Source organism: Mesorhizobium sp. ESP-6-4 (assembly GCF_020164735.1).
In the GTDB taxonomy this organism is placed as follows: domain Bacteria; phylum Pseudomonadota; class Alphaproteobacteria; order Rhizobiales; family Rhizobiaceae; genus Mesorhizobium.
Genome location: NZ_JAIUGS010000001.1, coordinates 661,625 through 687,275, shown reverse-complemented (window position 1 = coordinate 687,275; position 25,651 = coordinate 661,625). Strand labels below are relative to the sequence as shown.

The following is a 25,651-nucleotide window of genomic DNA, read 5'->3' as shown; positions in this document are numbered from 1 at the left end:
CATGCCTGCTAAGGGTCCGCGCGCCGCCAAGCCAGCCTCAAAATGGCTCACCATCGTCGGCATCGGCGAGGACGGTGTAGCGGGTCTCGGCGACGAGGCCAAGCAGCGGATTGCCGAGGCCGAGATCGTCTTCGGCGGCAAGCGGCATCTCGGCCTTGTCGCGTCGCTGGCCAAGGGCGAAGCGCGCCCGTGGCCGACGCCCTTCGATGCCGAAATGCGCGACGTGCTGGCGATCGCGGGCAAAAAGGTCTGCGTGCTGGCGTCCGGCGACCCGTTTTTCCATGGTGTCGGCGCCACGCTGGCCCGCAAGGTCAAGCCGGAGCAAATGCTCGTCCTGCCGGCGCCCTCGTCTCTGTCGCTGGCCGCGTCCCGTCTCGGCTGGGCATTGCAGGACGTGGAGACCATCTCGCTGCACGGCCATCCGATCGATCTGATCCGGCCCCTGCTCCATCCCGGCGCGCGCATCCTGGCGCTCACCTCCGACGCCGACGCGCCGGCGGCTATCGCTGCACTGCTCGACGAGCTCGGTTTTGGCCCTTCGCGACTGACGGTCCTCGAAGCACTCGGTGGGCAGGATGAGGCATGCCGCACCGCTCGCGCCGAAGCCTTCGATCTCGAAAACGTCAATCCGCTCAACGTGCTGGCGATTGAAATTGAATCAACACCGGATGCCCGCGTCCTGCCTCTGACCGTCGGCCTTGCCGATCACGTGTTCGAACATGACGGCCAGATCACCAAGCGCGAGATCCGCGCCATCACGCTGTCGGCACTGGCACCACGGCGCGGCGAGCTGCTGTGGGACATCGGCGCCGGTTCCGGCTCGATCGGCATCGAATGGATGCTGGCTCATTCCTCTATGCGCGCCATCGCCATCGAAGCCAATAGCGAGCGCGCCGCCCGCATCCACCGCAACGCCGCGCATTGCGGCGTGCCCGGCCTTGTCGTGATCGAAGGAGCCGCGCCGAAGGCGCTGGCAAAATTGGAGACGCCCGATGCCATCTTCATCGGCGGCGGCGGCAGCGATGCCGGCGTGCTGGAGAAGGCGATCAAGGCGCTCCGTCCTGGCGGCCGGCTGGTCGCCAATGCGGTGACGCTGGAGATGGAGGCGCTGCTGCTCGACCAGTATAACAGGCGCGGCGGCGATCTTACCCGCATCGCCCTGTCGCGCGCGGCGCCTGTCGGCTCGATGCAGGCGTGGCGACCGGCCATGCCGGTCACGCAGTGGAGCTGGGTCAAGCCATGATGGTCGCAGGTATCGGCAGCCGCAAAGGTGTGACGGCGGGCGACGTTCGCGCCGCGATCGAGACCGCGCTTGAGGCGCATGGGCTTACGATGACGGCGCTTTCTGCATTGGCGACGGGTGAAATCAAGCGCGATGAGCCGGCGATCTTCCTTGCCGCCCGAGACCTCGACCTCCCCGTGCTCGTCATCTCCGACGCCGCACTGCAATCCGTCTCGTCCGGCACAGTCAGTCGCTCCGACGCGTCGCAGGCCCAGGCCGGCACGCCTTCGGTTTCGGAAGCCTCGGCCCTGGCCGCGGCCGGAAAAGGTGCGAAACTGCTTGGACCGCGCATCGTGCTCGGTCCGGTGACCTGCGCCATCGCCATCAGCGGAGATGCGCCATGACCGTCCATTTCATCGGCGCCGGTCCAGGTGCGGCCGATCTCATCACCTTGCGCGGCAGCCGGCTGCTGGCATCTTGCCCGGTCTGCCTCTATGCCGGCTCGATCGTCGCGCCCGAACTGCTCGAACATTGCGCGCCCGGCACCAGATTGATCGACACCGCACCGATGTCGCTTGACGAGATCGAGGCCGAATATGTCGCCGCGCATAAGGCCGGCCACGACGTCTCGCGCCTGCATTCCGGCGACCTTTCGGTGTGGAGCGCGGTCGCCGAACAGATCAGGCGGCTGGAAAAGCACGGCATCCCCTACACGCTGACCCCAGGCGTGCCCTCTTTCGCGGCGGCGGCGGCCGCACTTCGCCGCGAGCTCACCATTCCCGAGCTCGCGCAAAGCCTGGTTCTGACCCGCGTCTCCGGCCGTGCCTCGAAAATGCCGCCGGGCGAGACGCTGGCCGGCTTCGGCCGCACCGGCGCCACGCTTGCCATTCATCTCGCCATCCATGCCATCGACCGCATCGTGGCGGATCTGACCCCGCTTTACGGCGCCGAATGTCCGGTCGCGGTCGTCTTCCGCGCCTCCTGGCCAGACGAGCGCATCCTGACCGGCACGCTGGGCACCATCGAAGCGCAACTGGCGGAGAGCCCGATGGAACGCACCGCGATCATCTTCGTCGGCAGCGCTCTCGCCGCGCAGGATTTCGGCGAAAGCTCATTGTACGACGCCCACTACCAGCGGCGTTTTCGCGGACGGGACGGATTGTGAACGGCAGCGCCAACACGAACGGACGGGCTAATGTGGAGCAGGCGCTGGCGCGGCTGAACTTCAAGCCGCGCGAGCTTGAGCCCGGCAATGTCTGGCTGGCCGGCGCCGGTCCCGGCGACCCCGGCTGCCTGACGCTGGAAGTGCTGGCGGCACTCGGGCAATGCGATGCGCTGGTCTATGACGCGCTGGTTTCGCCCGATGTCGTCGCGGTAGCCCAGGGTGCCGAGCTTTTCTACGCCGGAAAACGCGGCGGCCAGCCCTCGATGAAGCAGGACGACATCAACGCCCTCCTGGTGCGTCTGGCGCGCGAGGGCCGCCGTGTCGTGCGCCTGAAGGGCGGCGACCCGTATATTTTCGGCCGCGGCGGCGAAGAGGCTCTGGCGCTCGCAGGCGAAGAAATTCCGTTCCGGGTGCTCTCCGGCCTCACCTCCGGCCTCAGCGCGCTGGCTGCCACCGGCATTCCCACCACCATGCGCGGCATCAACAAGGCGGTCATTCTCGCCACCGGCCACGCCGCCGGCACCGATGACGACATCGACTGGACCGCGATCGCCCGCACCGGACAGCCGGTCGTCGTCTATATGGGCATGGCCAATTTGCCGGTGATCGCGGCAAAGCTGCTCGAGGGCGGCCTCGCGCCATCGACCCCGGCCGCCGTGATCGTGGCGGCAACCACGCCGCAGGAGCGCATCGTCGTCGCCACGCTCGCCAACATCGCTGACGAGGCCGCGGCCGCCGGGCTCGCTTCGCCGGCGCTGATCGTTGTCGGCGGCATCGTCGCCATGCGCGCGGCACTGACGGGCGGCGCATGACGGCGCGCGCAATCATCGTCGGCGCGCCGCGCTCCGGCTCGGGCAAGACCAGCGTCACCATCGGCCTGTTGCGTGCGCTTGCGCGGCGCGGGCTGAAAGTGCGCGGCGCGAAGTCCGGACCAGACTATATCGACCCGGGCTTCCACGCCGCCGCGACCGGCCTGTCAGGCGTCAACCTCGACAGCTGGGCGATGTCGCCTTCTCTGCTCAATGCGCTAGCGGCCGAAGCCGCGGACGACGCCGAATACATTATCCTTGAAAGCGCGATGGGCCTGTTCGACGGCATCCCCGCGCCGCAAGGCCGCTCCGGCTCGGCTGCCGATCTCGCCCGCCTCTACGGCCTGCCTGTACTTCTGGTGCTCGACGTTTCCGGGCAGTCGACCACGGCGGCGGCAGTGGCCAAGGGGTTTGCCACCTACGATCCGGACGTGCGCATGGCCGGTGTCATTCTCAACCGGCTCGGCAGCGAACGCCATCGCCGCCTGTCCGGCGACGCCATCGAGGCGATCGGCCTGCCCGTGGTCGGCGCCATCCTGCGCGATCCGACGCTCAACCTGCCGGAGCGGCATCTCGGCCTCGTCCAGGCCGGCGAATACGAGAACCTGATGGCGCATCTCGACCGGCTGGCCGACATGGTCGAGAAGTCGCTCGACATCGACGCCATCCTGGCGCTGGCCACCCCGCTGCAACCGGCGACCGGCGATTTTGGCGATGCCTTGCGGCCGCCCGGGCAGCGCATCGCGCTCGCCGAGGACGCCGCCTTCACCTTCCTCTATCCGCATGTCGCCTCGCATTGGCGCAAGGCAGGCGCCGAGATCGTGCCTTTCTCGCCGCTTGCCGACGAGGCGCCCTCGCCCGACTGCGATGTCTGCTGGCTGCCCGGCGGCTATCCCGAGCTGCATGCCGGCAAGCTCGCAGCCGCGACCAACTTCCAGGCAGGAATGGCGCGCTTTGCGGCGGCAAAGCCGGTTCACGGCGAGTGCGGCGGCTTCATGGTGCTGGGCGAAGTGCTGGAAGACGCGGAGGGCGAGAGCCACAAGATGCTTGGCCTGCTTGGCCATTCGACCAGCTTCGCCAAACGCAAGATGAATCTCGGCTATCGCGAGGCGCGGCTGCGCGCCGCCTGTCCGTTGGGACCGGAGGGCACGCTGATCCGCGGTCACGAATTCCACTACGCGCAGATGACGGGCACCGGCGACGACGAGCCCTTGGCCGATCTCGCCGACGGCCAGGGCAATCCGCTCGGCGCCTCCGGCTACCGGCGCGGCCATGTCAGCGGCACCTTCTTCCATGCCATTGCGAGGGGCGCATGAGCGGCCCTTCCGCGCCCCGGCAAGTGCTTGACGATATCGGCCTCAGCCTCGTCTTCTTCACCAGATTGAGATTGCCGTCGGGTGATTTCGGCGGCCGCAGCCTGGCGGATGCGATCTGGGCGGCGCCCTTCGCCGGCCTCGCGGTGGCGATCATCGGCGCGCTCATCTACGCCATCGCCTATAGTTTGGGTCTTGCCAGCGGCCCGGCCGCGGCGCTCACCCTCGCCGCGACGATGCTCGTCACCGGCTGCCTGCACGAGGACGGGCTTTCCGATATCGCCGACGGCTTTTGGGGCGGCAGGACGCGCGACAGGAAACTGGAGATCATGCGCGACAGCCGCATCGGCGCCTATGGCGCGGCCGCGCTTGGGCTGTCACTGCTCATCCGCTGGAGCGCTCTTTCCGAACTCGCCGGTCCAGGCCACGTATTCCTGGCACTGCTTGCCGCGCATGCCGGCTCGCGCGGCCTGTTCGGCGCCTTTATGCATCTTCTGCCGCCGGCCCGCAGCGACGGTCTGTCGGCGGGTGCAGGCACCGTCACCACCGAGACCGCAGTCATAGGTGCTGCGCTTGGTGCCGTGGCGCTGCTGGCGCTCGGCCTTGGCGGCACGATCGCGGCGCTGATCCTGCTCGGCCTGGTCTTCATGGCGTTCCGCGCTCTTTGCCTCAGCCAGATCGGCGGGCAGACCGGCGACACGATCGGCGCGCTGCAGCAGCTCGGCGAGATCGCCGTGCTGCTCGTCGCTTCCATCTGCCTTTCCTGATTCACTTTCGGAGACCTTGCCCCCATGAGCTTCAAATCCCTCGAAGACCTTCGCGCCGCCTGCCTCGACCTCCCGTCCGGCAGCGATGCGGCCGCCAGCGCCGTCGCGAGGCGCCAGGACACGCTGACCAAACCGCAGGGCAGTCTCGGCCGGCTGGAAGCGATCGCCGCTTGGCTCGGCCGCTGGCAGGCCCGCGACATGCCGAAGCTCGACCATGTGAAGGTCGTCGTCTTCGCCGGCAATCACGGCGTCACCGCGCAGGGCGTGTCGGCCTATCCTTCGGAAGTCACCGTACAGATGGTGGCGAATTTCGCCGGCGGCGGCGCGGCCATCAACCAGCTTGCCCGCATTGCCGGCGCCAAGCTCGACGTCATCCCGCTCGACCTCGACCATCCGACCGGCGATTTCACGCAAGTGCCGGCGATGGACGAAAAGGCGTTCCTCGCCGCCGTCTCGACCGGCTACGACACGGTAACTAAGGATCTCGACCTCGTCTGCTTCGGCGAGATGGGCATCGGCAACACCACGCCGGCGGCGGCGATCTCGACGGCGCTTTTCGGCGGCGGCGCGGAAAAATGGACCGGCCGCGGCACCGGCGTCGACGATGCCGGGCTACTGCGCAAGGTCGTGGCCATCGAGGCCGGCCTCAAGCGCCATGCCGATGCGCTCTCCGACCCGCTGAAGATCGCTGCCACCCTTGGCGGGCGCGAGCTGGCAGCAATCCTCGGCGCCACACTCGCCGCGCGCAAGAATAACGTGCCGGTGCTGCTTGACGGCTTCGTCTGCACCGCGGCCGCAGCACCTCTGGCGAGGCTGCATCCGACCGGGCTGGCCCACACCATCGCCGCCCATGTCTCGGCCGAAGCCGGCCACCGCCGCCTGCTCGAGGCGCTCGGCCTGCCGCCGCTGCTCGATCTCGGCATGCGGCTCGGCGAAGGCTCCGGCGCCTGCCTTGCCGTCAACATCGTGCGTTCGGCACTGGAATGCCACGCGAAGATGGCGAGCTTTGCCGAAGCCGGCGTTTCTGAAAAGTGACGGGATTGGTCCGGCTTACGCAATTTCTGTTTCTGCAAATCGGCTTAATATTATCTAAACTTAGCGGATTTGACGGCTGCACTGATCTGACCACGGATCACTTAAAGATCCTCTTACCAACAATTGCAAATGATTTGTGATCATCCTCACAGATCAAACTCTGACGCCATGCCAAATCATACCTCGTTATTACCCCAATAATTGAGGTTTCTTCAGAAAAGGAGGAAGGCATGGCTCGTTCAATTAGAGTACTCTACCGGGGAATGAAAGGTACAATTCGTCAGAACTTCAATTGGGACCCGATTAACCTAGACTCGGTGGTGATCATAACAGCAGCGGAATTTATACCTGCCTTCGGTGGCTTTGGTGGCGGACCGAAGACGCTTGGGCGCCCAAATCTTGGCTCAGCTAATATTTATGTGACCAATGTTGGCCCCCACGGCGTGGCCGGCGGGGAAGCAGGAGGCGTTGAATTCCTTCTTCATGTCGACTGGGACAACCCATTGGACATCGTTGCGACCATCACCGTTCTGGATGACATCGAGGAATTCTTCCAGGCGTAGCGGACATTTTCCGTGCGCTAGTGCGGCATTGGCACTTGCGGCTTGATCCTTCGATCGCCGGTTGGGCATCAATCGTCATGAGAGCTGTCTGACGGGCGATCGTTGCAGGTCTTGAGCTTTAACAGCTCAATCCGCCGCGAAGGCGGGCTAAAAAGGAGAAATACCATCGGAAAAAATGGTGGGTGTGCACAGGATCGAACTGTGGACCCGCTGATTAAGAGTCAGCTGCTCTACCAACTGAGCTACACACCCACACCGCCGGGAAAACCAGCGTCGGCGGCGCATATAGCCGCCGCTTTCGGTCATGTCCAGCCCTGCCGGATCATTTCCCGACAAATCGACACGGCATGATCGCGAAAAGTGGATTCCGGTTTTTCGGGAAAAGATCATGCCTGCCAAAAAAGCCCGCAGGTGTCACACGAATAGCTTGCCTTCAGCCACCTTGACCGCGTGGCCGCCAATGCGCGCGGAGGCCAGTTTCCCGCCATCGACATTGAGCTCGAGCCGGATGCGCGACGGCCGGCCCATTTCCAGCCCCTGCTCGATCCAGAGCTGCGAGATGCCGTCGGTCGGGGCGTCGAAATGCATGATGGCGCCGGCAAAGGCGGCCGCGGCCGAACCGGTCGCCGGGTCCTCATAGGAAGGCGTGCCGGGCACGATCATGCGGGCATGGAAGGCGCTGTCGTGATGCACCGTCTCGCGGCAATAGACATAGGGGCTGGCGAAGGCCCATTCGCTCTTGCGCGGCGCCAGTTCCGACCACGCCTGGTTGTCGAGCCGGATCTTGGCCGCCTCCTCCAGGCCGGCAACGGGAATCGTCACATAAGGCACGCCGGCCGACCAGAAGGCAACGCGGTGATTCTCGAAGCCGATCTCGTGCGGGGCAAGGCCGAGCGCGGCGCCGATCGCGTCCGGGTCAGCCTTGAGCTCCAGCGGTTCCGGCAGTTTCGCCAGGTCGAACTCAGCGAATGTCGAGCCGTCATGTTTGCTCACCGCGCAACGCACCGGCCCGATATTCTCCTCCAGCACGAAAATGCCGGCGGCCTCGCCGGCGAGTTCGGCCAGCGCGATCGCCGAGCCGACCGTCGGATGCCCCGCGAAAGGCATCTCATAGTCGGGCGTGAAGATGCGTATGCGGTTGCGATGCTTCGGATTGTCGGGAGGCAGCACGAACACTGTCTCAGACAGATTGAATTCACGTGCGATCGCCTGCATGCCGGCAGTGTCGAGCCCGTCGTTGTCCAGCACCACCGCAAGCGGATTTCCAGCCAGCCTTTCGGTGGTAAACACATCGTAAAGCAAGTAATTGCGCGCCATGGAGAAAACCTTTCGCCTCGCCCCGAATTTCTGCCTCAATCCAAACATGAGGGAAATTTAATTTGAAATTCGAACCTTAAGGCCTGATTTGTGGACGGATAGGGACATCCATTTTCAGCATAGGGGTCCGGCGTGGACCAGCTTGTCAATCCGCCAAACGCGGAATCCGGTACTTCCATAGAGGCAGCGCTCGGGCTCGACCGCAAGGGCGTAAGCCGCAAGCGTCGCCGCTTCTGGTTCTACGCGCTGCTGGCGATAGCGATCATCACGGCCGGCATTGCCCTCTATCGGTCGTATGCCGCAGCACCTCCCAGGATAGAATACACCACCGTGCCCGCGGCGATCGCCGACCTCACTGTCGCGGTATCGGCCACCGGCACGCTGCAGCCGCTGACCCAGGTCGACATCTCCAGCGAGCTTTCCGGAATCGTCCGCTCGGTCGCGGCCAATGAAAACCAGCAGGTCAAGAAGGGCGACGTGCTGGCGACGCTCGACACCGCCAAGCTCGAAGTCCAGATCGAGCGCGCCACCGCCTCCGCCAAGGCGGCGTCGGCCGCCGTCCAGGACGCCAAGGTGACCTTGCAGGAAAACGAGAACGCGGTTGTGCGCGCAAACGCGCTGACCAAGCGCGGCATGGCGACGGACCAGTCGCTCGAAGCGGCGACGGCGACGCGCGACCGCTCGAAGGCGGCGCTCGACAGCGCCGAAGCCAATCTCGCCATCGCCCAGGCAGATCTCAAGGCGCAGCAGACCGATCTCGCCAAGAGCACCATCTATGCGCCGATCGACGGCATCGTGCTGACGCGCTCGGTCGATCCCGGCCAGACCGTCGCGTCCTCCCTGCAGGCGCCGGTGCTCTTCGTCATCGCCGCCGACCTTCGCAACATGGAATTGCAGGCCGCGGTCGACGAGGCCGATATCGGCCAGGTCAAGCCCGGCCAGCATGCCCGCTTCACCGTCGACGCTTTCCCGGACCGACCCTTCGACGCCGAGATCCGCGACATCTCCTACGCCTCGGTCACCACCGATGGCGTCGTCACCTACAATGCCCGCCTCGAAGTCGACAATGGCGAGCTTCTCTTGCGGCCCGGTATGACGGCCACGGTCTCGGTGGTGACCCGGCAGGCCAAAAGCGTGCTTACCGTCCCGTCGACCGCCTTCCGCTATCGCCCGATGCAACAGCAGGCACGCGGCTGGAGCCTTAGCGACCTCTTCACCGGCCGCGTGGGCCGCCCCAACCGGCAGCGCGAGGCAACGAAGGCGCCGACCGACGGCTCGCGCACGCTCTATGTGCTGGAGAACGGCCGGCCACGTCCGGTCAACGTCAGGATCGGCTCGACCGACGGCGAGCTGACCGAGATCACCTCCGGCCTCGACGAAGGCGCGCAAGTCATCACCGGCGCGCAGCAGCGGAGCTGACGAAATGTCGGCTCCCCTGCTCATCACCTTCGACAAGGTCTGGAAGAGCTATGGCGAGGGCGAGGCTCGCGTGCACGCGCTGGCCGGCGTCGACCTCGCCATCCGGCGCGGCGAATTCGTCGCCATCATGGGTCCCTCGGGCTCGGGCAAATCGACGGCGATGAACATCATCGGCTGCCTCGATACGCCGACGGCCGGAACCTACTGTTTCATGGGCATCGATGCGGGCCGTCTGGATCGCAACCGCCGCGCGCTTTTGCGTAACCTCTATATCGGCTTCGTCTTCCAGGGCTACAATCTGCTGCCGCGCACCACCGCCGCGGAAAATGTCGAGCTGCCGCTGATCTATCGCGGCGTTGCCGCGCGCGAGCGCCGCGATCTGGCCATGCAGGCGCTGGCCGAGGTCGGACTGGTCGGGCGCGAGCACCACACGCCGGCCGAGCTTTCCGGCGGCCAGCAGCAGCGTGTGGCGATCGCCCGCGCCATCGTCACCAGACCGACGCTACTGGTCGCCGACGAGCCGACCGGCAATCTCGACACGGCGCGTACACACGAGATCATGGAACTGCTGACAAGGCTCAACGCCGAGCTCGGGCTCTCCATCGTCATGGTCACGCATGAGGCCGATGTGGCGGACTATGCCGGCCGCACCGTCCGTTTCCTCGACGGCCATGTCGCCTCCGACACCTTAGCGGAGCAAGCGGCATGATCTGGGAGACCGTCCGCCTCTCGCTGCGCTCGATCCGCCGCAACGTATTGCGCTCGTTCCTGACGCTGCTTGGCATCGTCATCGGCGTCGCCGCCGTCATCGCCATGCTCACCATCGGCTCCGGCACGACGGAGAAGGTCAAGGCCGATATTTCCAAGCTTGGCAGCAACCTGCTCGTCGTCCGCGCCGGCCGGCCGGCAGGCCCCGGCGGACCGGGAGGGCTCGACCAGACGGTGCGGCCGCTGGCCGAAAAGGATGTCGCCGCGCTCGTCGCGCATCTGAGCGGCGCCCGCGCGATTTCGCCGGCCTCGCAAAAGCAGGTCCGCGTCATCTTCGGCACCGAAAGCCTGACCTCGGGCGTGACCGGCACCGACAGCGCCTATCTCGACGCCCGCGACTGGAAACTGGTGTCAGGCCGCCCGTTCAGCGATTCCGAAACGCGCGCCGGCGCGGGTGTGTGCCTGATCGGCGAAACCGTGCGCCAGCAATTCTTCGGCGCCGGCGATCCGGAGGGTGAGGTCATCCGCGTCAACCGCACCTCCTGCAAGATCATCGGCCTGCTCGAGGCCAAGGGCTATACCGGCTTCGGCCAGGACCAGGACAATGTCGTGCTGATGCCGCTGCACGCCTATCAACGGCGCATCGCCGGCAACCGCGACATCGACAACATCTATATCGCCGCCGACGACCGCACCCCGACCACCGAGCTGCAGCCGCGCGTCGAGGACATTTTGCGCGACACACGCCGTATCACGCCCGACCGCGATCCCGATTTCGCCATCCGCGACATGACCCAGATCGCCGATGCGATGACCAGCGCCACCACGACCATGACCGGCATGCTCGGCGCCGTCGCCGGCGTCAGCCTGCTGGTCGGCGGCATTGGCATCATGAACATCATGCTGGTCTCGGTCACCGAACGCACGCGCGAGATCGGCATCAGGCTGGCCATCGGCGCGCATGAAAAACACATCCTCATCCAGTTCCTGGTCGAGGCGACGGTGCTGTCGCTCTTTGGCGGCATTATCGGCATCCTGACCGGGCTTTCGCTGGCTGGCCTCGCCTCGATGACGCTGACGATACCCTTCGCGCCAAGTCCCGCCGTCGTCCTGCTCGCCGTCGGCTTCTCTGCGCTGATCGGCATGGTGTTCGGCTTCTTCCCGGCGCTGCGCGGCGCAAGGCTCGACCCGATCGACGCGCTCAGGCACGAATAGTCAGAAAACAACGTTCCGCGCCTGTGCCCCCTGATCTTGCGGTGAGGCAGCGCTGAAAGAGCGGGGGGTGCTGCTAACGATCGCCGCCGAAATGCCACTCGACCAGCGGCTTCATGTGCGGCATCAGGCCGGCGGGCAGATCGCCGGCGTGGCGGATGATGACCGGCCCTTCGATCTCCGGGTCGGTCTCGGCGGCGACGAAGGCGGTGATACGCCGCGCCAACTCGTCGGCGGATTCCGCGACCCGGTAGCGGCGGAAGATGACCGTACCGCTTGCCGTCGATAGCGCGTGATAGCGCTGTCCGCGTTCAGCCGTCGAAAGATCGAGCCCGGTCTCCTCCCTCACCTCGCGGATCATGTTGAAGTCGACATCGACCAGTCCGTCGCGGAAATCGATCGGCTCGAAGGAGCCGGCGGCGAAATAGACGCGGCCGGCATTGACCGTGTGCGGCCCCATGCGGATCGCGACCAGCGCATTGTCGCCGGCGACCAGCACGGCATGCGCGTAGGCGTGCTCGGCGCCGGAATTCTCGCGCCGCTTGCGCCACAGCATGAAGGTCGAATAGTTGACCGCATGGCAGCGGCCGACGAGGCGGCCGTCGCGGTAGGCAAGCTCGGCAAGCAGCACCACGGCGCCGTCGAACAATGCCGGGTTGGCGGCGATCTCCCGCCGCCAGTTCTCGGCGATGGCTGCCGCATTGCTCAGCGCGAAGGGATGTGGGCCGGGATCGAGGCGGACGTCGACCGCATCGACCGGAAGGATGACGTTGCGCGGCAGGTCGAAACTCAACAGCGTCATGCCATGTCCAGTGTGATCGCCACCGGGCAATGGTCCGACGCTTTCGGCCTGTCCCAGCCCGCGCGCGGGAAACGTTCGACCTCCTGTCCGGGCGGAAAGATGGTACGCCAGGGCTGGCCATTGCGGATGATGTCGGGAACGGCGGTGGCGTTCTTCGCGGCCAGCGCCTTCGACAGCAGGATATAGTCGAGCTGGCAAAGGTGCCGCTCCTCCGGGCCGCGCGTATGGTAGAAGCTCCAGCGGTCCATCTCCGGACGCCGCTCGACAACATTCTCGCAAAAGCCGCCGACGGTGAGCACATCGATCGAGGACCGGGCTTCGTCTATGACCTCGAAATGGTAGCCGTCGATGGCGTCGCCATCGATCTTCACGCGCTGCCGGTAATCATTCATGTCGCCACAGATCGCCCAGCGTTTGTCGGCGGCATGGTCCTTGCCGAAACGCTCCTCGACGATTCGGCGCACCGCTTGCGCTTCCGCGATGCGCAGCGGCATCGACGCCTGGCGGCCATCCAGCCCGTTGCGCGGCGGCCCCATCGATTTGAAATGCACCAGATAGAGCGTCAACGGCACGCCGCCGACCCTCAGGTCGATCTCCAGGCAGTCGCGGCGAAAGACACGCTCATTGGCGAGATAGCCGAGCGCGGCGAGCTCCGGCGTGAACAGGCCGAACTGTTCGAAGGTGACATAGGCATGGCTGGTCATGCGCACGAAGTCGATCGGCTGCCCTTGCGCGGTTTCGTTGCGCATCATCACCGCGACATCGATGCCGCGCGTATCGTTGCCGGCGGTGGTGTATTTCTGCCGGTAGCCCTGGCCGATCATCTTGAACAGATAGCCATATTCGAAAGCCTTCAGCGCCTCGATATTGTCGACCTCCTGCATGCAGATGATGTCGGCGCGGGTGGCTGCTATGGCGAGCGCCGTCAGCTGGCGCGTGTCGTCGGACTGGGCGATGGCACGAGCCTGCTCGAGAAACCGGTATTCGGCCTCGCTCTGGATATCGAACAGCGCCAGCGTGCGGTCTTCATTGAGCTGGTTGCGATAGCCCGAGAAATCGAACCTGCTCATCAGGTTCTCGACGTTGAAGGTGGCAAGCCGAAGCGACATGGCCGTGACCTTTGCCCGCAAGCGGGGACGAAAACAAGAGCCAGGCGCGATACTCGTTATGGTTGATGGAACCTTTCCGTTCATCTTCCGTTCAGACGGAAAGTTCCAACAATGGGCCTCTTCCCGGGGTGTGCTGGGCGTGGGGCCTTTGCTCCTTGGAGAGTGAAATGAAACCGCTTTTCTCTTCCCTTCGATCCGGGCTCCTGGCCCTCGGTTTCGTTGCCGGCGTGACGGCACCGTCGGTGGCCGGCCCAATCCTGCAACCCGATCTGTCGACCGCAACCAGCACGGCGGCAACCATCATACCCATCCGCGACAGTTGGGCCGGCGGCAATGACCGGCAGGGGATGTATGACTGGCGCTGGCGGCGCGGTGGCGACTGGCGGGGCCGAGATTTCAGATGGCGCGGCGACGACTTCCGCTCTCGTCATTTCTCCCGCAACTGGGATGGGGATGGCGACTGGCGCTGGCGGCATCATCGCCATCATCGGCGTTTCGACAATGGTGACGCCGCCCTTCTGGGGCTTGGGCTAGGCCTGGGCCTGGGTAGCCTCGCCTACAACAACTACTACGATCCATATTATTACGACCCCTACCCGCGCTACGTTCAGCCACGGCGCATCTACCGGACCGAGCGGCTTTCCAGGGCCCATGTCCAATGGTGCTACGACCGCTACCGGTCCTATCGGGCCTGGGACAACACGTTCCAGCCCAATTACGGCCCGCGCCGGCAGTGCATCTCGCCCTATATCTGAGCCCTTCGGCAGGAAGGATGAGACGGCGCCCTTCGCGGCGCCGTTTTATTTTGCCGAACCTGTGTCCGCCATCGGCCGATAACCCTAAATTCATCGGCGGCGGCTATTCATCCATGCCGTTGTCCCTCAATATGACGATTCGCGCGAACGGGGTGCGAGACGTGCACGCCATGGCCGAAAACGAACACAGAAACCAACACAGGCAACGCGTGCTCAAAGGCGCGGCGATCCTGACCGGCATCAACAATTCCGAGGTCAGATGCACGGTGCGCAACATGCATGCTAACGGCGCAGAGTTGAAAGTGCCGATCGATGCGCGCGTGCCGGACGAATTCCTTCTTTATGTGCCGATCGACGGCATCGGCTATAGGGCGGTGGTCCGTTGGCGCCGCGAGGACCGCATCGGCGTCGAGTTCACCGGCACCGAGCCCAAGCCGCACTGGCACTACGGGTGAGCCGCGGCGACTGGCTTACCTAATGGTTATGCACACGGAGTTTAAAAGGTTGCGGTCTGTCGACGGATACGATTTTCACCGTTCCTTTCCGTGAAATCAGTGCAAACGCCGGGGATTGGCCGAAGCCTCCTAACCTCGTCATTCCAGGGCGGAGCAGCCGCGAAGCGGCGTCGCGAAGACCCTGGAATCCATTCGTGACCTGAGCCGTGGAATGCATCGGAGCAGAATCTGCACCGCAGCAGCGCTCCTGCGTCACGGCATGGATCCTCGGGTCTGCGCGCGTCGCTTCGCTCCTTGCTCCGCTCGTGGATGACGACTGGGTGGGCGCATTGGCCAATCTCCAGGGCATGCCACCCGCCAACACAAACATGGCCAACCGGTCAAAATCCCTATGCAGAACCACTAGAGAAAAGGCCGGCGGATCGCTCCGCCGGTCTCATGAGATGCGCAACAACACGAGAATTAGTTTAGTTCTTCGCCTTGTCGACCAGCTTGTTCTCGGCGATCACCCGCGCGACCGCAGGGCGAAGCCCGAGGACGCGCAGGCAAAAAGACGTGGATCGCCTTAGTTCTTCGCCTTGTCGACCAGCTTGTTCTTGGCGATCCACGGCATCATCGCGCGCAGCTTGGCGCCGACTTCCTCGATCTGGTGGCTGTCGTTGCCACGGCGGATGCCCTTGAAGCGCGACAGGCCGGCGCGATATTCCTGCATCCATTCCGAGGTGAACTTGCCGGTCTGGATGTCCTTCAGGATGCGCTTCATCTCGGCCTTGGTCTCGGCGGTGATGATGCGCGGACCCGAGACATATTCGCCCCATTCGGCGGTGTTCGAGATCGAGTAGTTCATGTTGGCGATGCCGCCTTCATAGATCAGGTCGACGATCAGCTTCACCTCGTGCAGGCACTCGAAATAGGCCATTTCCGGCGCGTAGCCGGCTTCCACCAGCGTCTCGAAACCAGCGCGGATCAACTCGACCAGGCCGCCGCACAGCACCACCTGCTCGCCGAACAGGTCGGTCTCGCATTCCTCGCGGAAATTGGTCTCGATGATGCCCGAGCGGCCGCCGCCGACGCCGCAGGCGTAGGAGAGCGCGAGGTCGAGCGCGTTGCCCGAAGCGTCCTGGTTGACGGCCACCAGGCACGGCACGCCGCCGCCCTTCTGGTATTCGCCGCGCACCGTGTGGCCCGGGCCCTTCGGCGCGATCATGACGACGTCGACCGAAGCCTTCGGCTCGATCAGGCCGAAATGCACGTTGAGGCCGTGCGCGAAGGCGATCGCGGCGCCGTCGCGGATGTTCGGCGCGATCTCGTTTTTGTAGATGTCGGCCTGCAATTCGTCGGGCGTCGCCATCATCATCAGGTCGGCCCATTTGGCGGCGTCCGCCACGCTCATCACCTTGAGCCCGTCGGCCTCGACCTTCTTGGCGGTCGCCGAGCCGGCCTTCAGGCCGATGGCGATCTCCTTGACGCCGGAATCCTTGAGATTGAGCGCGTGCGCCCGGCCCTGGCTGCCATAGCCGATGATGGCGACCTTCTTGCCCTTGATGAGGTTCAGATCGGCGTCACGATCGTAATAGACACGCATTGTGGTCTTCCTTCCCGTTTTGAAGATCAGAGGGCCTGCGGCCCGGTTTTTGCTCCGAAAAGAGCGAGAAACTGTTGCGTCGCGCGGCGGGCATCGCCGCCGATCGTCGCCCCAGTCAAATCCACCCGATCGCCGAGCAGCAGACGAATCTGCACGTCCCGGCCGACCAGGCCGAAAAAGGTCCGGAACGCCGTCTCGGCGTCCTCGAAATCGAGCAGTCCTGCCTGGCGTCCGGCTTCGAGCACAGGCTTCAGGCGCTTCGCCAAGGCAAAGCGGCCGTTCTGCAGCACGACGGCGCCGAGATCGTCCTTGCCCGAGCCGGCATGGCTGACCGCGACACGGTTGAGCGCGATCGAGGTGTCGCTGGAAATTACCTTGAGCCAGTCGGATGCGAAGCGTTCGAGGCTCGCGGTCAGCGAAGCAAGGTCGAGCCCTTCGCGATCGACCGGCGCCACGCGCACTTTGGACGCCTGCCACTGCACTGTCGCCGTCAGCAGCCCGTCGCGGTCGCCGAACCATTTGTAGAGCGTTTCCTTGGAGCAGCTTGCCCGCCGCGCCACCGCGGTCATCGTCAGGTTGTCGCCCTCCTCGACCAGCAGGCGAAGCGCCGCATCCAGAACGGCCTGCTGGCGCTCGGTGAGCGTCTCGCTGTTGTCGATGTCGGCGCCTGCCTGCAGCACGTTCTGTCCTGTTTTTCCGGTCGCCCGGATGCGTACCGTACGTTACGGTTCGGCTTATTGCGCATTCCGGTTCCGGATGCAAGGGGCGCGGCGAAAAATGACCGGCGGAAACAGCGAAAAGCTCGGCAGCTAATCGCTCGTCGGTGGATCGCGAAGCCGTCCGAGCAGGCTGGCCAATGTCTTCAGGTCCTGGGCCGGAAGCCTGTCGCCCATCAGTTGCGCGATCGAAGCGCCATAGACGGCCCAGATGCGGCGGCGCATGTCCCGACCGCTTGGCGTGATGCGCACGGTCTGGCCCCGGCCGTCATCGGAGACCGGCAGCTTTTCGACCAGGCCATTCGCTTCCAGCCGGGCCAGCAGCCTTGAAACGCCGTACTGTGCCAACAGAACGCGATCGATCAGCTCGAACGGCCGCAGCCCTCCCTCGCCCGCTTCCGCCAGCTCGTGCAGCACGTCATACCAGCCTAGCGGCGGCAGCCCGCTGGCCTTCAGCGCGTCCTCGGTCTTTTCGACCAGTTGGCGCGAGACGCGCATGAGGCGCGCCCAGGCGGTGACGGCTTCGGGCGATGGGGATTTCTTCGTCATCGGCGCAGCCTAGCGGATAGATGCAAATGCATCAAGCTTGACGATCGATGCAAATGCATCTATATAGATGCAAACGCATCGATATGGAGTTCTCCGATGAAACATGAAATCTGCAAGATCGCCGATATCCCGCAAACCGGCAGCCTGATCGCGCCGTTCTTCGGCCGCGAGGTCCATGTCTGGCGCAGTGGCGAGCGCATCCGCGCCGCGGCCAATGCCTGCCTGCATTTCGGCGGGCCGCTGGAATGCAAGGACGGCTCACTTGTCTGCCAATGGCACGGCGCGACATTCGACATGGCAAGCGGCGAGCGCCTGGAAGGCCCGGCGCCGAAGGGCTCCCGCCTGATGTTCCTGTCGACCCGCGTCGAAGACGGCGCGCTGAACTATGTCTGGGGGGAATGAGATGACCGCCAGGCTCACCCTCGTCAGCCATCACCTCTGCCCCTACGTCCAGCGCGCCGCGATCTCGCTTGCCGAGAAAGGCGTGCCGTTCGAACGGGTCGATGTCGACCTTGCCAACAAGCCGGACTGGTTCAAGGCGGTCTCGCCGCTCGGCAAGGTGCCGCTGCTGCGCGTCCGGCATGGCGACGCGCAGGAAGTCATTTTCGAATCCGCCGTTATCCTCGAATTTCTCGAGGAGACGGAGGCCAATCCCTTGCACCCTGCCGATCCGCTGCTGCGGGCCAGGCATCGCGCCTGGATCGAATTCGGCTCGGCGATCCTCAATGCCATCGGCCGCTTCTATTCCGCTGCCGATGAAGCCGCTTTCCTCCGTGAAAGCAGAGGCTTGTCCGGGATGTTCGCGCGTGTGGAAGCAGAACTCGCGGCAAGGCAAAGCGGTCCGTGGTTCGCCGGAGATCGTTTCTCGCTGGTCGACGCCGTCTACGGACCGGTCTTCCGCTATTTCGACATGTTCGACCGCATCGGTGACTTCGGCATTCTGGACGGCAAGCCGCTCGTCCAAGCCTGGCGCGAGGCGTTGAGCGAACGGAAATCGGTGAAGGAAGCCGTCAGCCCGGACTATCCGTGGCGGCTGCACGCCTTCCTGCGGGCAAAGGGGTCTTACCTGTCCGAGATCATCCGGCTGCAGGCCATTGCAACTCCGCAAGCCCGATCCGCCTGAACGGATCAATCACGGTTCCGGCGACCATCGCGGCAAGGAATTGCGGCCCTGGCGGAACTCTTGCCAGCGCCGCCACCATACGGTCGCGGACAAAGGGCAAGGCCGCGGAGTCCGATTGGTAGAACGGCGTCAGCGACAGCGACAGCGCCTGGAAGACGCGCACATGCCAACGGCGCGCACTTACATAGGTCGCCAGCGCTTCATCTATGCCGTTCGCGTGCGCCAGCGCATGGCTGAGCGCCGCGGCGTCGAGCAGCGCCATGTTCGCGCCTTGCCCGAGCTGCGGGCTGGTCGAATGCGCGGCATCGCCGATGACGGCAAGCCGCCGGCCGGCGGGCAGTGTCATCGTGTGGTGGCCATAGCGGGCGAGCGAGAGCTGCTCGAAACTGTCGATCTGGCTAGTGAAAGCCTCGCACTCTGGCCACACAGAGACCACCCTCGCTTTCCAGGCATCGAGGCCCTTCGCCTTTATCTGTTCGGCATCGGCCGGCTTGAGGCTCCAGAAGAAGGCCGCCATCTCTTGCGCGCCGGGCTCCGGCCGGCCGATCGGCAGCACGCCGACCATGACGCTCGCCTTGTCATAGCGCTGCAGCAGCGCGCTTCTGTCAAAGCCATCCCGCCATCCAAGCGACGCCCAGAATGCGCCATAGGCGAGCGGCCGTGGCATGGCGTTATCGCCGAGATATGACCGCAGTTTCGAGCGCGCGCCGCTGGCATCGACAATGAGGTCGAACGGCCCGAGCCGCCTGCCGTTGCCGCAGACCAGCGTCGCCCGTTCGCCGACTTCCAGCGTTTCCACCTCGACATTGGTTTCGATGGCGATCGCTTCGCGCAAGGCGGCGCGGTAGAGCACCCCGAACAGCGCCGCCCGATGCACGGCGAGGCCGAAGCGGCGGCCGCGCCGCGCGTCATAGCGGACTTCGAGCACCGTGCGCCCGCTGCCGGCGTCAGTGCCGTGCAGCCGCTCGATGCGGCTGCCAAGTGAAAGGATCTCATCGAGCAGGCTGAGATCGGCGAGCACGGTCAGCCCGGTCGGCTGCAGGATGAGACCGGAACCGACAGGCCTCGGCGCGTCGAAACGCTCGAAAATGGTGACCTTGTGTCCGGCCCGCTTGAGGTAAAGCGCTGCCGCCAGCCCGGCCGGACCAGCGCCGGCAATCGCGATCTCGTAAGACTTGCCCATCGTCCCCCAACCCGACCCTGCGGGGACAATCCCGCTTGGAACGCGCCGGATCAATCGGGCGCTTTGACGCTTGTGTCGAGAGATCAGCCCTGGGCGGTGTCGAAGGCGGCGCGCGCATCGCGCACCGCGTCATGATTGAGTTCGGCCCATTGAACGAGCTGTTGCAGAGGCAGGAACATCGAACGTCCAAGATCGGTCAGGCTGTATTCGACGCTCGGCGGCTTGGTCGGGAACACCTCGCGGTGCACGTAGCCGTCCCGCTGCAGATCATGGAGCGTCTGCGTCAGCATGCGCTGCGAGATGTCGGGAACCAGCCGGCGCAGCTCGCCGAAGCGATAGGGCTTCTCGGCCAGTGCCATCACCAGCAGCGAGCTCCATTTGCCGCTGATGCCCTGGATCACGTCGCGGACCGGACAATTGGCGAAATTGGCGCCGTTCGTCATGGCCTTGTAGACCTCGAGCTTGGCTTTCAGATTTAAGATCTTGCTGTCCATCGCGACACCCGCTGATCGAAACTAAAGCATCTCCCGAAAGTGGGAACCGGTTTCGGGATAAAGACATGCGTAAAATCAAACCTAAAGCGCATGGAGCGAATCTGAAAGATCGCGACGCGCTTTAGGCCGGCCGGGGCGGTTCCCTGGCAGTGCCTACCTCCCGAAAAACTGCCTTCTTTACGGCCTGCAGTCAATTCCTATTTTAGCGCTGGTCTCTTTTTGAGACCACAAGTCAGACCCGCCATTGGCATTTTCAAGGGATAACCCGATGACCGAAACCCTTCTCGTAACCGGTGCTTCCGGCCATCTTGGCCGCGCCGTCATCACTCATCTGCTTGGCGAACGGAAAGTCGCGCCAGCCAATATCATCGCCACCACACGCAACCCGGAAAATCTCGCCGATCTGGCTGCGCGGGGCGTCGCTGTGAGAGCCGCCGACTTCGACGATAAGGCTTCGCTGGAAGCAGCGTTCACGGGCGCCGACCGGGTGCTTGTCATCTCGACCGGCGAGCTCGACCTGAAAAGCGACCGGCGCCTGAAGCAGCACCAGGCAGCGGTGGCCGCCGCCAAGGCGGCCAAGGTCTCGCACCTGCTCTATACCTCAATGCCCAATCCGGAGCCCGGCTCGCCGGTGCTGTTTGCTGGCGACCATTACGGCACCGAAGAGGCGATCAAGGCGAGCGGCATCCCCTACACCATCTTCCGCAACGGCTGGTATCAGGAGAACCTGTTCAGGTCGCTGCCGCATGCCATTTCGTCGGGCAAGTGGTACAGCTCGGCCGCCGACGGCCGCATCGCTCACGGCGCGCGCGACGATATGGCGGCCGCCATCGCCGCCGGCCTCGCATCCGGCTCCAAGGAAAGCCACATCTACACGCTGACCGGCCCGCAGGCCTATACCACGAATGAAATTGCGGCGCTGGTAAGCGAAGTGACCGGCAAGCCGCTGGAGGTCATCCAGTTGCCGGACGAGGCGCTGACCGAAGGGGTGAAAGCGGCGGGCGTTCCCGAGGATTTCGCCCGTATCATCGTCTCCTTCGATGCCAACACCCGCGCCGGCCGCATAGGCGAGGTGACCGATGCGGTCGAGAAGCTCTCAGGCCGCAAGCCGCGGACGCTGAAGCAGTTCCTCGAAGCGAACAAGGCCGCATTGCTCGGCTGAAGTCTGGCGCGCCTGGGAGGTCGTCCCCCCGGGCGCGCTTCACTTCGATTTCTTGGGCATCCGAGCCGGATCAGGCTCTCAGCGGTCGCGACAAGCGCGCCTTTCCGAGATGCGGTGTCCAGCCGCGGCAGGCATGGCCCAGCCTCTCAGATCGCGACCTGCGTGCCAATCTCCACCACGCGTCCGGTGGGAATCTGGAAATACTCCGTCGCGTCCGATGCCGTCTTCGCCAGGCCGATGAACAGCCGGTCCTGCCAGATCGGCATGCCGGAATTGGGCGAGGCTTTCAGCGAACGGCGCGACAGGAAGAACGACGTCGTCATGATGTCGAACTTCCAGCCCTGCTTGCGGCAGATGGCCAAGGCGCGCGGAATGTTCGGCTGCTCCATGTAGCCGAAGGTCAGCGTCACGCGCATGAAAAGCTCGTTGACCGTCTCCAGCTTGACGCGCTCGCTGTCGGGCACCACAGGCTGCGGCGCCGTCACCACCGACAGGATGACGTTCTTTTCGTGCAGCACCTTGTAGTGCTTCAGGCTGTGCATCAGCGCCGTGGGGGCGCTCAGCGGATCGCTAGTCAGGAACACGGCGGTGCCCGAGACCAGCTGCGGCTTCTTCTTCAACAGGTTTCCCGCCAGGAAATCGAGCGGGATCTCGTTGCGGCGCGTCTTGTCGAACAAATAGCGGCTGCCGCGCACCCAAGTCCACATGCCGAGGATAATGGCGAAGGCGACCGCGAGAGAGGCCCAGCCCCCCTCGAACACCTTGACGATGTTGGAGGCGAAGAAGCCTATGTCGATCAGGGCGAACACCGCCGTCAGGCCGATCGCCGGCCAGATATTCCACTTCCAGATGCGTGTCATGACGATGAACAGCAGCGTCGTCGTCACCAGCATGTTGCCTGTGACGGAAATGCCATAGGCCGAGGCGAGCCTACTGGATTCGCCGAAGCCAACCACCAACAGCATCACCACCAGCGCCAGGAGCATATTGACGCGCGGCATATAAACCTGGCCGGACTGCTTCTCCGACGTATGCAGGATTTCGAGTCGCGGCAGCATGTTGAGCTGCACCGCCTGTCTGGTCAGCGAATAGGCGCCGGAGATGACGGCCTGGCTGGCAATCACGGTCGCTGCGGTCGCAAGGACCACCATGGGGATCAGCGCCCAGCCCTCATTCATCTCGAAAAACGGGTGGCCGACCGTGCCCCCCTTGGCAAGCACATAGGCGCCCTGCCCGGCGTAGTTCAAAAGCAGACAGGGAAACACGATTGCAAGCCAGGCCAGCACGATCGGCTTGCGGCCGAAATGGCCGAGGTCGGCATAGAGCGCCTCGGCGCCGGTGACGGCCAGGAAGACGGCGCCGACCGTGACGAAGGACACGTCGGGCGAATTGATGAAGAAGGCCACGATGTAGTGCGGGCTTATGGCCCACAGGATTTCCGGGTCCGAGATGATGTGCTTCAGCCCGGAAACGCCGATGGCAAGGAACCATATGGCGGTGACCGGCCCGAACACCAGGCCCACACCGCCCGTGCCGAAACGCTGCACCGCAAACACGGCTGCGAGAATGAGCAATGTCAGCGGCACCACATAGGGCTGGAAGGCGGGTGTGACGACGTTCATGCCCTCGACCGCCGACAGCACCGAGATGGCTGGCGTGATGACAGCATCGCCGAAGAACAGCGACGCGCCGACGATGCCGATGCCGAGCACGATCGCCGAGCGTGTCGGAAAAGTGCCGCGCGCCAGCGCCATTAGCGACAGCACGCCGCCCTCGCCGCGGTTGTCGGCGCGCAGCACGAACATGATGTACTTCACCGTGACCGTGATGGTGAGCGACCAGATAATCAGCGACAGCACGCCGAGAATGTCGGCGCGGTTGGCCACGTCGCCGCCCGACGAGGCGTGCAGCGCCTCGCGGAAGGCGTAGATCGGGCTCGTGCCGATATCGCCATAGACGACGCCGAGCGCCCCCAGCATCAACACCTTGGCGCTGTGCTGTTCGATCTCTGGATGGCTCGATTGGTCGACGGGTTCTGCCTCAGCACCATTGGCAAGGGCCATGGACCACACTCCGATAAAACGCGCGGTGCTCTACGCTTGCTGCAGTGCAATATCAAGTGCCCTAGCGTGAGGGCTCCCATGCCGCCGACGCACGGCTTCACTGTGCACGGAGCGCGCCTGCATCGTCATCCGATAGAAACGGCCTCGTCAGATAGCGACCTGCGTGCCGATCTCGACCACGCGTCCGGTGGGAATCTGGAAATACTCCGTCGCATCCGCAGCCGTCCGCGCGAGGCCGATGAACAGGCGATCCTGCCAGACCGGCATGCCGGAATTGGGCGAGGCTTTCAGCGAACGGCGCGACAGGAAGAACGACGTCGTCATGATGTCGAACTTCCAGCCCTGCTTGCGGCAGATGGCCAAGGCGCGCGGAATGTTCGGCTGCTCCATGTAGCCGAAGGTCAGCGTCACGCGCATGAAAAGCTCGTTGACCGTCTCCAGCTTGACGCGCTCGCTGTCGGGCACCACTGGCTGCGGCGCCGTCACCACCGACAGGATGACGTTCTTTTCGTGCAGCACCTTGTAGTGCTTGAGACTGTGCATCAGCGCCGTCGGCGCGCTCAGCGGATCGCTGGTCAGGAACACGGCGGTGCCCGAGACCAGCTGCGGCTTCTTCTTCAGGAGATTTGCCGCCAGGAAATCGAGCGGGATCTCGTTGCGGCGCGTCTTGTCGAAAAGGTAGCGGGTTCCGCGGATCCAGGTCCACATGATCAGGCCCATGAGGCAGGCGACGGTGATCGACACCCAGCCCCCTTCGACGATCTTGACGACATTGGCCGAGAAGAAGCCGAGATCGATAACGCCGAACAGCAATGCCAGCGCCAGTGCGGCCGCAACCTGCCATTTCCAGAGCCAGCGCATGACGACGAACAAAAGGATCGTCGTCATCAGCATCTCGCCGGTCACCGAAATGCCATAGGCCGAGGCGAGCGCGCTCGAGCTGCCGAAACCGACGACCAGAAGCATGACGCCGAGCGCGACCAGGAGGTTCACCCTCGGCATATAGATCTGGCCGCTCTGCATCTCGGATGTGTGCTGCACTTCGATACGGGGCAGAAGGTTGAGCTGCACGGCCTGCCGTGTCAGCGAGAAGGCGCCGGAAATGACGGCCTGGCTGGCGATGACGGTGGCCGCAGTCGCCAGGCCCACCATCGGCATCAGCGCCCATTCGGGCAGCATCTGGAAGAACGGGTTGGTGGGCTTGCCGCCATGCGAGAGCACGAAGGCGCCCTGCCCGAAATAATTCAGGAGCAGGCAAGGGAAAACGATTGCGAACCAGGCCATCACGATCGGCTTGCGGCCGAAATGGCCGAGGTCGACATAGAGCGCCTCGGCGCCGGTGACGGCCAGGAACACGGCACCCACGGTGACGAAGGCGCCCGTCGGCGTGGTGGCGAGATAATAGATCGCGTAATATGGATTGATCGCCAGGAAGACGGACGGGTCGTCGACGATATGATAGACGCCGGCCGCTCCGATGGCCACGAACCATGTCGCCGTCACGGGTCCGAACACCGCCGCCACCTTGCCCGTGCCGAAGCGTTGCACGGCGAAAAGCACGGCCAGGATGACCAGCGTGATCGGGACCACATAGGCATCGAGCGCCGGGGTGACGACTTTCAGGCCCTCAACCGCCGAAAGCACCGAGATCGCCGGCGTGATGATCGAATCGCCGAAGAACAATGCCGCGCCGCAAAGGCCGATAACCAGGATGAAACGCGAGCCCGGGGGGTAGGCGCTGCGCGCCAGCGACATCAGCGACAGCGTGCCGCCTTCGCCCTTGTTGTCGGCCCTGAGCACGAAAGCGACATATTTTATCGTGACAATGATGGTGAGCGCCCAGACGATCAGCGACAGCACGCCGAGCACGTCATGGCGGGCGACCGAGCTCGACGAGGCATGCAGCGCCTCGCGGAAGGCGTAGATCGGGCTCGTGCCGATATCGCCGTAGACGACGCCCAGCGCGCCAAGCATGAGAACCTTGGTGCTGTGCTGCCGCTCGGTTTCGGCATGGCCGGAGCGTTCGAGGGATTCCGTCTCGCTGGCGTTGGCTAGCACCATGAACCCCATTTCATCAGATTCGCCACGCTTCGAGGTCGCCGCAACGCGCGGGACGCACCGAAAC

Annotated in this window: 26 protein-coding genes and 1 tRNA gene; 16 read left to right on the top strand and 11 right to left on the bottom strand. The window is 64.5% G+C overall.

The window, feature by feature from the left end; genetic code table 11:
- The first annotated feature begins 1 nt into the window (after position 1).
- The 8 genes from cbiE to LB523_RS03085 all read left to right on the top strand — a co-directional run bounded on the left by cbiE (position 2) and on the right by LB523_RS03085 (position 6,874).
- Positions 2-1,243 carry a precorrin-6y C5,15-methyltransferase (decarboxylating) subunit CbiE gene (gene cbiE / locus LB523_RS03120; RefSeq protein ID WP_224600884.1) on the top strand — a complete coding sequence of 414 codons (1,242 nt, stop codon included), beginning with the start codon at positions 2-4 and terminating at the stop codon, positions 1,241-1,243.
- Positions 1,240-1,626 carry a cobalamin biosynthesis protein gene (locus tag LB523_RS03115; protein WP_224600882.1) on the top strand — a complete coding sequence of 129 codons (387 nt, stop codon included), beginning with the start codon at positions 1,240-1,242 and terminating at the stop codon, positions 1,624-1,626. The genes cbiE and LB523_RS03115 overlap by 4 nt, the downstream gene beginning before the upstream one ends.
- Positions 1,623-2,387 (top strand): precorrin-4 C(11)-methyltransferase, encoded by a 765-nt coding sequence (cobM, locus tag LB523_RS03110; RefSeq protein WP_224600881.1) that lies wholly within the window; start codon positions 1,623-1,625, stop codon positions 2,385-2,387. Before LB523_RS03115 ends, cobM begins: the two co-directional genes overlap by 4 nt.
- Complete coding sequence (gene cobA, locus LB523_RS03105) at positions 2,384-3,199, top strand: uroporphyrinogen-III C-methyltransferase (protein WP_224600880.1); 816 nt, start codon at positions 2,384-2,386, stop codon at positions 3,197-3,199. The genes cobM and cobA overlap by 4 nt, the downstream gene beginning before the upstream one ends.
- A complete protein-coding gene (locus LB523_RS03100; RefSeq protein ID WP_224600879.1) occupies positions 3,196-4,512 on the top strand; it encodes a cobyrinate a,c-diamide synthase in 1,317 nt (438 codons plus the stop codon). The genes cobA and LB523_RS03100 overlap by 4 nt, the downstream gene beginning before the upstream one ends.
- Positions 4,509-5,276, top strand: coding sequence for an adenosylcobinamide-GDP ribazoletransferase (locus tag LB523_RS03095; protein ID WP_224600878.1), 768 nt, complete (start codon positions 4,509-4,511; stop codon positions 5,274-5,276). Before LB523_RS03100 ends, LB523_RS03095 begins: the two co-directional genes overlap by 4 nt.
- 24 nt (positions 5,277-5,300) lie before the next feature.
- Positions 5,301-6,311 carry a nicotinate-nucleotide--dimethylbenzimidazole phosphoribosyltransferase gene (gene cobT / locus LB523_RS03090; RefSeq protein WP_224600877.1) on the top strand — a complete coding sequence of 337 codons (1,011 nt, stop codon included), beginning with the start codon at positions 5,301-5,303 and terminating at the stop codon, positions 6,309-6,311.
- 230 nt (positions 6,312-6,541) lie between these two features.
- Positions 6,542-6,874: a hypothetical protein gene (locus LB523_RS03085; protein WP_224600876.1), complete on the top strand. Its 333-nt coding sequence runs from the start codon at positions 6,542-6,544 to the stop codon at positions 6,872-6,874.
- Between the two features lie 176 nt (positions 6,875-7,050).
- Here LB523_RS03085 and LB523_RS03080 read toward each other — a convergent pair.
- Positions 7,051-7,126 (bottom strand) — tRNA-Lys (locus LB523_RS03080).
- A 162-nt stretch (positions 7,127-7,288) separates the two neighbouring features.
- On the bottom strand, positions 7,289-8,191 hold the full coding sequence (locus tag LB523_RS03075; RefSeq protein ID WP_224600874.1) for a PhzF family phenazine biosynthesis protein: 903 nt from the start codon (positions 8,189-8,191) through the stop codon (positions 7,289-7,291).
- 132 nt (positions 8,192-8,323) lie between these two features.
- Here LB523_RS03075 and LB523_RS03070 point away from each other — a divergent pair, with 132 nt between their 5' ends.
- The 3 genes from LB523_RS03070 to LB523_RS03060 are packed head-to-tail and all read left to right on the top strand — an operon-like array spanning position 8,324 to position 11,533.
- On the top strand, positions 8,324-9,610 hold the full coding sequence (locus LB523_RS03070) for an efflux RND transporter periplasmic adaptor subunit (RefSeq protein WP_224600872.1): 1,287 nt from the start codon (positions 8,324-8,326) through the stop codon (positions 9,608-9,610).
- 4 nt (positions 9,611-9,614) lie between these two features.
- On the top strand, positions 9,615-10,319 hold the full coding sequence (locus tag LB523_RS03065; protein ID WP_224600870.1) for an ABC transporter ATP-binding protein: 705 nt from the start codon (positions 9,615-9,617) through the stop codon (positions 10,317-10,319).
- Positions 10,316-11,533 (top strand): ABC transporter permease, encoded by a 1,218-nt coding sequence (locus LB523_RS03060; RefSeq protein ID WP_224600869.1) that lies wholly within the window; start codon positions 10,316-10,318, stop codon positions 11,531-11,533. Before LB523_RS03065 ends, LB523_RS03060 begins: the two co-directional genes overlap by 4 nt.
- Before the next feature lie 73 nt (positions 11,534-11,606).
- Here LB523_RS03060 and LB523_RS03055 read toward each other — a convergent pair whose 3' ends face one another.
- Both LB523_RS03055 and LB523_RS03050 read right to left on the bottom strand, forming a co-directional pair.
- Positions 11,607-12,323: a hypothetical protein gene (locus LB523_RS03055; RefSeq protein WP_224545534.1), complete on the bottom strand. Its 717-nt coding sequence runs from the start codon at positions 12,321-12,323 to the stop codon at positions 11,607-11,609.
- 5 nt (positions 12,324-12,328) lie between these two features.
- Positions 12,329-13,441, bottom strand: coding sequence for an endonuclease/exonuclease/phosphatase family protein (locus LB523_RS03050; protein WP_224600868.1), 1,113 nt, complete (start codon positions 13,439-13,441; stop codon positions 12,329-12,331).
- Between the two features lie 167 nt (positions 13,442-13,608).
- Here LB523_RS03050 and LB523_RS03045 point away from each other — a divergent pair, with 167 nt between their 5' ends.
- Both LB523_RS03045 and LB523_RS03040 read left to right on the top strand, forming a co-directional pair.
- Positions 13,609-14,196 (top strand): BA14K family protein, encoded by a 588-nt coding sequence (locus LB523_RS03045; protein ID WP_224545440.1) that lies wholly within the window; start codon positions 13,609-13,611, stop codon positions 14,194-14,196.
- A 170-nt stretch (positions 14,197-14,366) separates the two neighbouring features.
- Positions 14,367-14,651, top strand: coding sequence for a PilZ domain-containing protein (locus LB523_RS03040; protein ID WP_095764807.1), 285 nt, complete (start codon positions 14,367-14,369; stop codon positions 14,649-14,651).
- Between the two features lie 565 nt (positions 14,652-15,216).
- Here the strand turns inward: LB523_RS03040 and ilvC are convergent.
- From ilvC to LB523_RS03025, 3 genes are all read right to left on the bottom strand, one after another.
- Positions 15,217-16,236, bottom strand: a complete 1,020-nt coding sequence (gene ilvC / locus LB523_RS03035) for a ketol-acid reductoisomerase (RefSeq protein WP_140724924.1) — start codon at positions 16,234-16,236, stop codon at positions 15,217-15,219.
- Positions 16,237-16,262: 26 nt separating this feature from the next.
- Positions 16,263-16,913 (bottom strand): TetR/AcrR family transcriptional regulator, encoded by a 651-nt coding sequence (locus LB523_RS03030; RefSeq protein WP_263490954.1) that lies wholly within the window; start codon positions 16,911-16,913, stop codon positions 16,263-16,265.
- A gap of 132 nt (positions 16,914-17,045) precedes the next feature.
- Positions 17,046-17,501, bottom strand: coding sequence for a MarR family winged helix-turn-helix transcriptional regulator (locus tag LB523_RS03025; RefSeq protein ID WP_224600866.1), 456 nt, complete (start codon positions 17,499-17,501; stop codon positions 17,046-17,048).
- Between the two features lie 96 nt (positions 17,502-17,597).
- Here LB523_RS03025 and LB523_RS03020 point away from each other — a divergent pair, with 96 nt between their 5' ends.
- Both LB523_RS03020 and LB523_RS03015 read left to right on the top strand, forming a co-directional pair.
- A complete protein-coding gene (locus LB523_RS03020; RefSeq protein ID WP_224600865.1) occupies positions 17,598-17,903 on the top strand; it encodes a Rieske (2Fe-2S) protein in 306 nt (101 codons plus the stop codon).
- Between the two features lies 1 nt (position 17,904).
- Positions 17,905-18,624 carry a glutathione S-transferase family protein gene (locus LB523_RS03015; protein ID WP_224600863.1) on the top strand — a complete coding sequence of 240 codons (720 nt, stop codon included), beginning with the start codon at positions 17,905-17,907 and terminating at the stop codon, positions 18,622-18,624.
- Here LB523_RS03015 and LB523_RS03010 read toward each other — a convergent pair.
- Entirely contained in the window at positions 18,578-19,807 is a 1,230-nt protein-coding gene (locus tag LB523_RS03010; protein WP_224600862.1) for an FAD-dependent oxidoreductase, read from the bottom strand. The genes LB523_RS03015 and LB523_RS03010 overlap by 47 nt on opposite strands.
- 83 nt (positions 19,808-19,890) lie before the next feature.
- Positions 19,891-20,301: a winged helix-turn-helix transcriptional regulator gene (locus LB523_RS03005; protein ID WP_224600860.1), complete on the bottom strand. Its 411-nt coding sequence runs from the start codon at positions 20,299-20,301 to the stop codon at positions 19,891-19,893.
- A gap of 268 nt (positions 20,302-20,569) precedes the next feature.
- Between LB523_RS03005 and LB523_RS03000 the strand changes: the two genes are divergently transcribed.
- Positions 20,570-21,463, top strand: a complete 894-nt coding sequence (locus LB523_RS03000) for an SDR family oxidoreductase (protein ID WP_224600858.1) — start codon at positions 20,570-20,572, stop codon at positions 21,461-21,463.
- A 146-nt stretch (positions 21,464-21,609) separates the two neighbouring features.
- Here the strand turns inward: LB523_RS03000 and LB523_RS02995 are convergent, their stop codons facing one another.
- Both LB523_RS02995 and LB523_RS02990 read right to left on the bottom strand, forming a co-directional pair.
- A complete protein-coding gene (locus LB523_RS02995; RefSeq protein WP_140839874.1) occupies positions 21,610-23,526 on the bottom strand; it encodes a potassium transporter Kup in 1,917 nt (638 codons plus the stop codon).
- A 147-nt stretch (positions 23,527-23,673) separates the two neighbouring features.
- Complete coding sequence (locus tag LB523_RS02990) at positions 23,674-25,587, bottom strand: potassium transporter Kup (RefSeq protein WP_095765532.1); 1,914 nt, start codon at positions 25,585-25,587, stop codon at positions 23,674-23,676.
- Positions 25,588-25,651 lie beyond the last annotated feature (64 nt).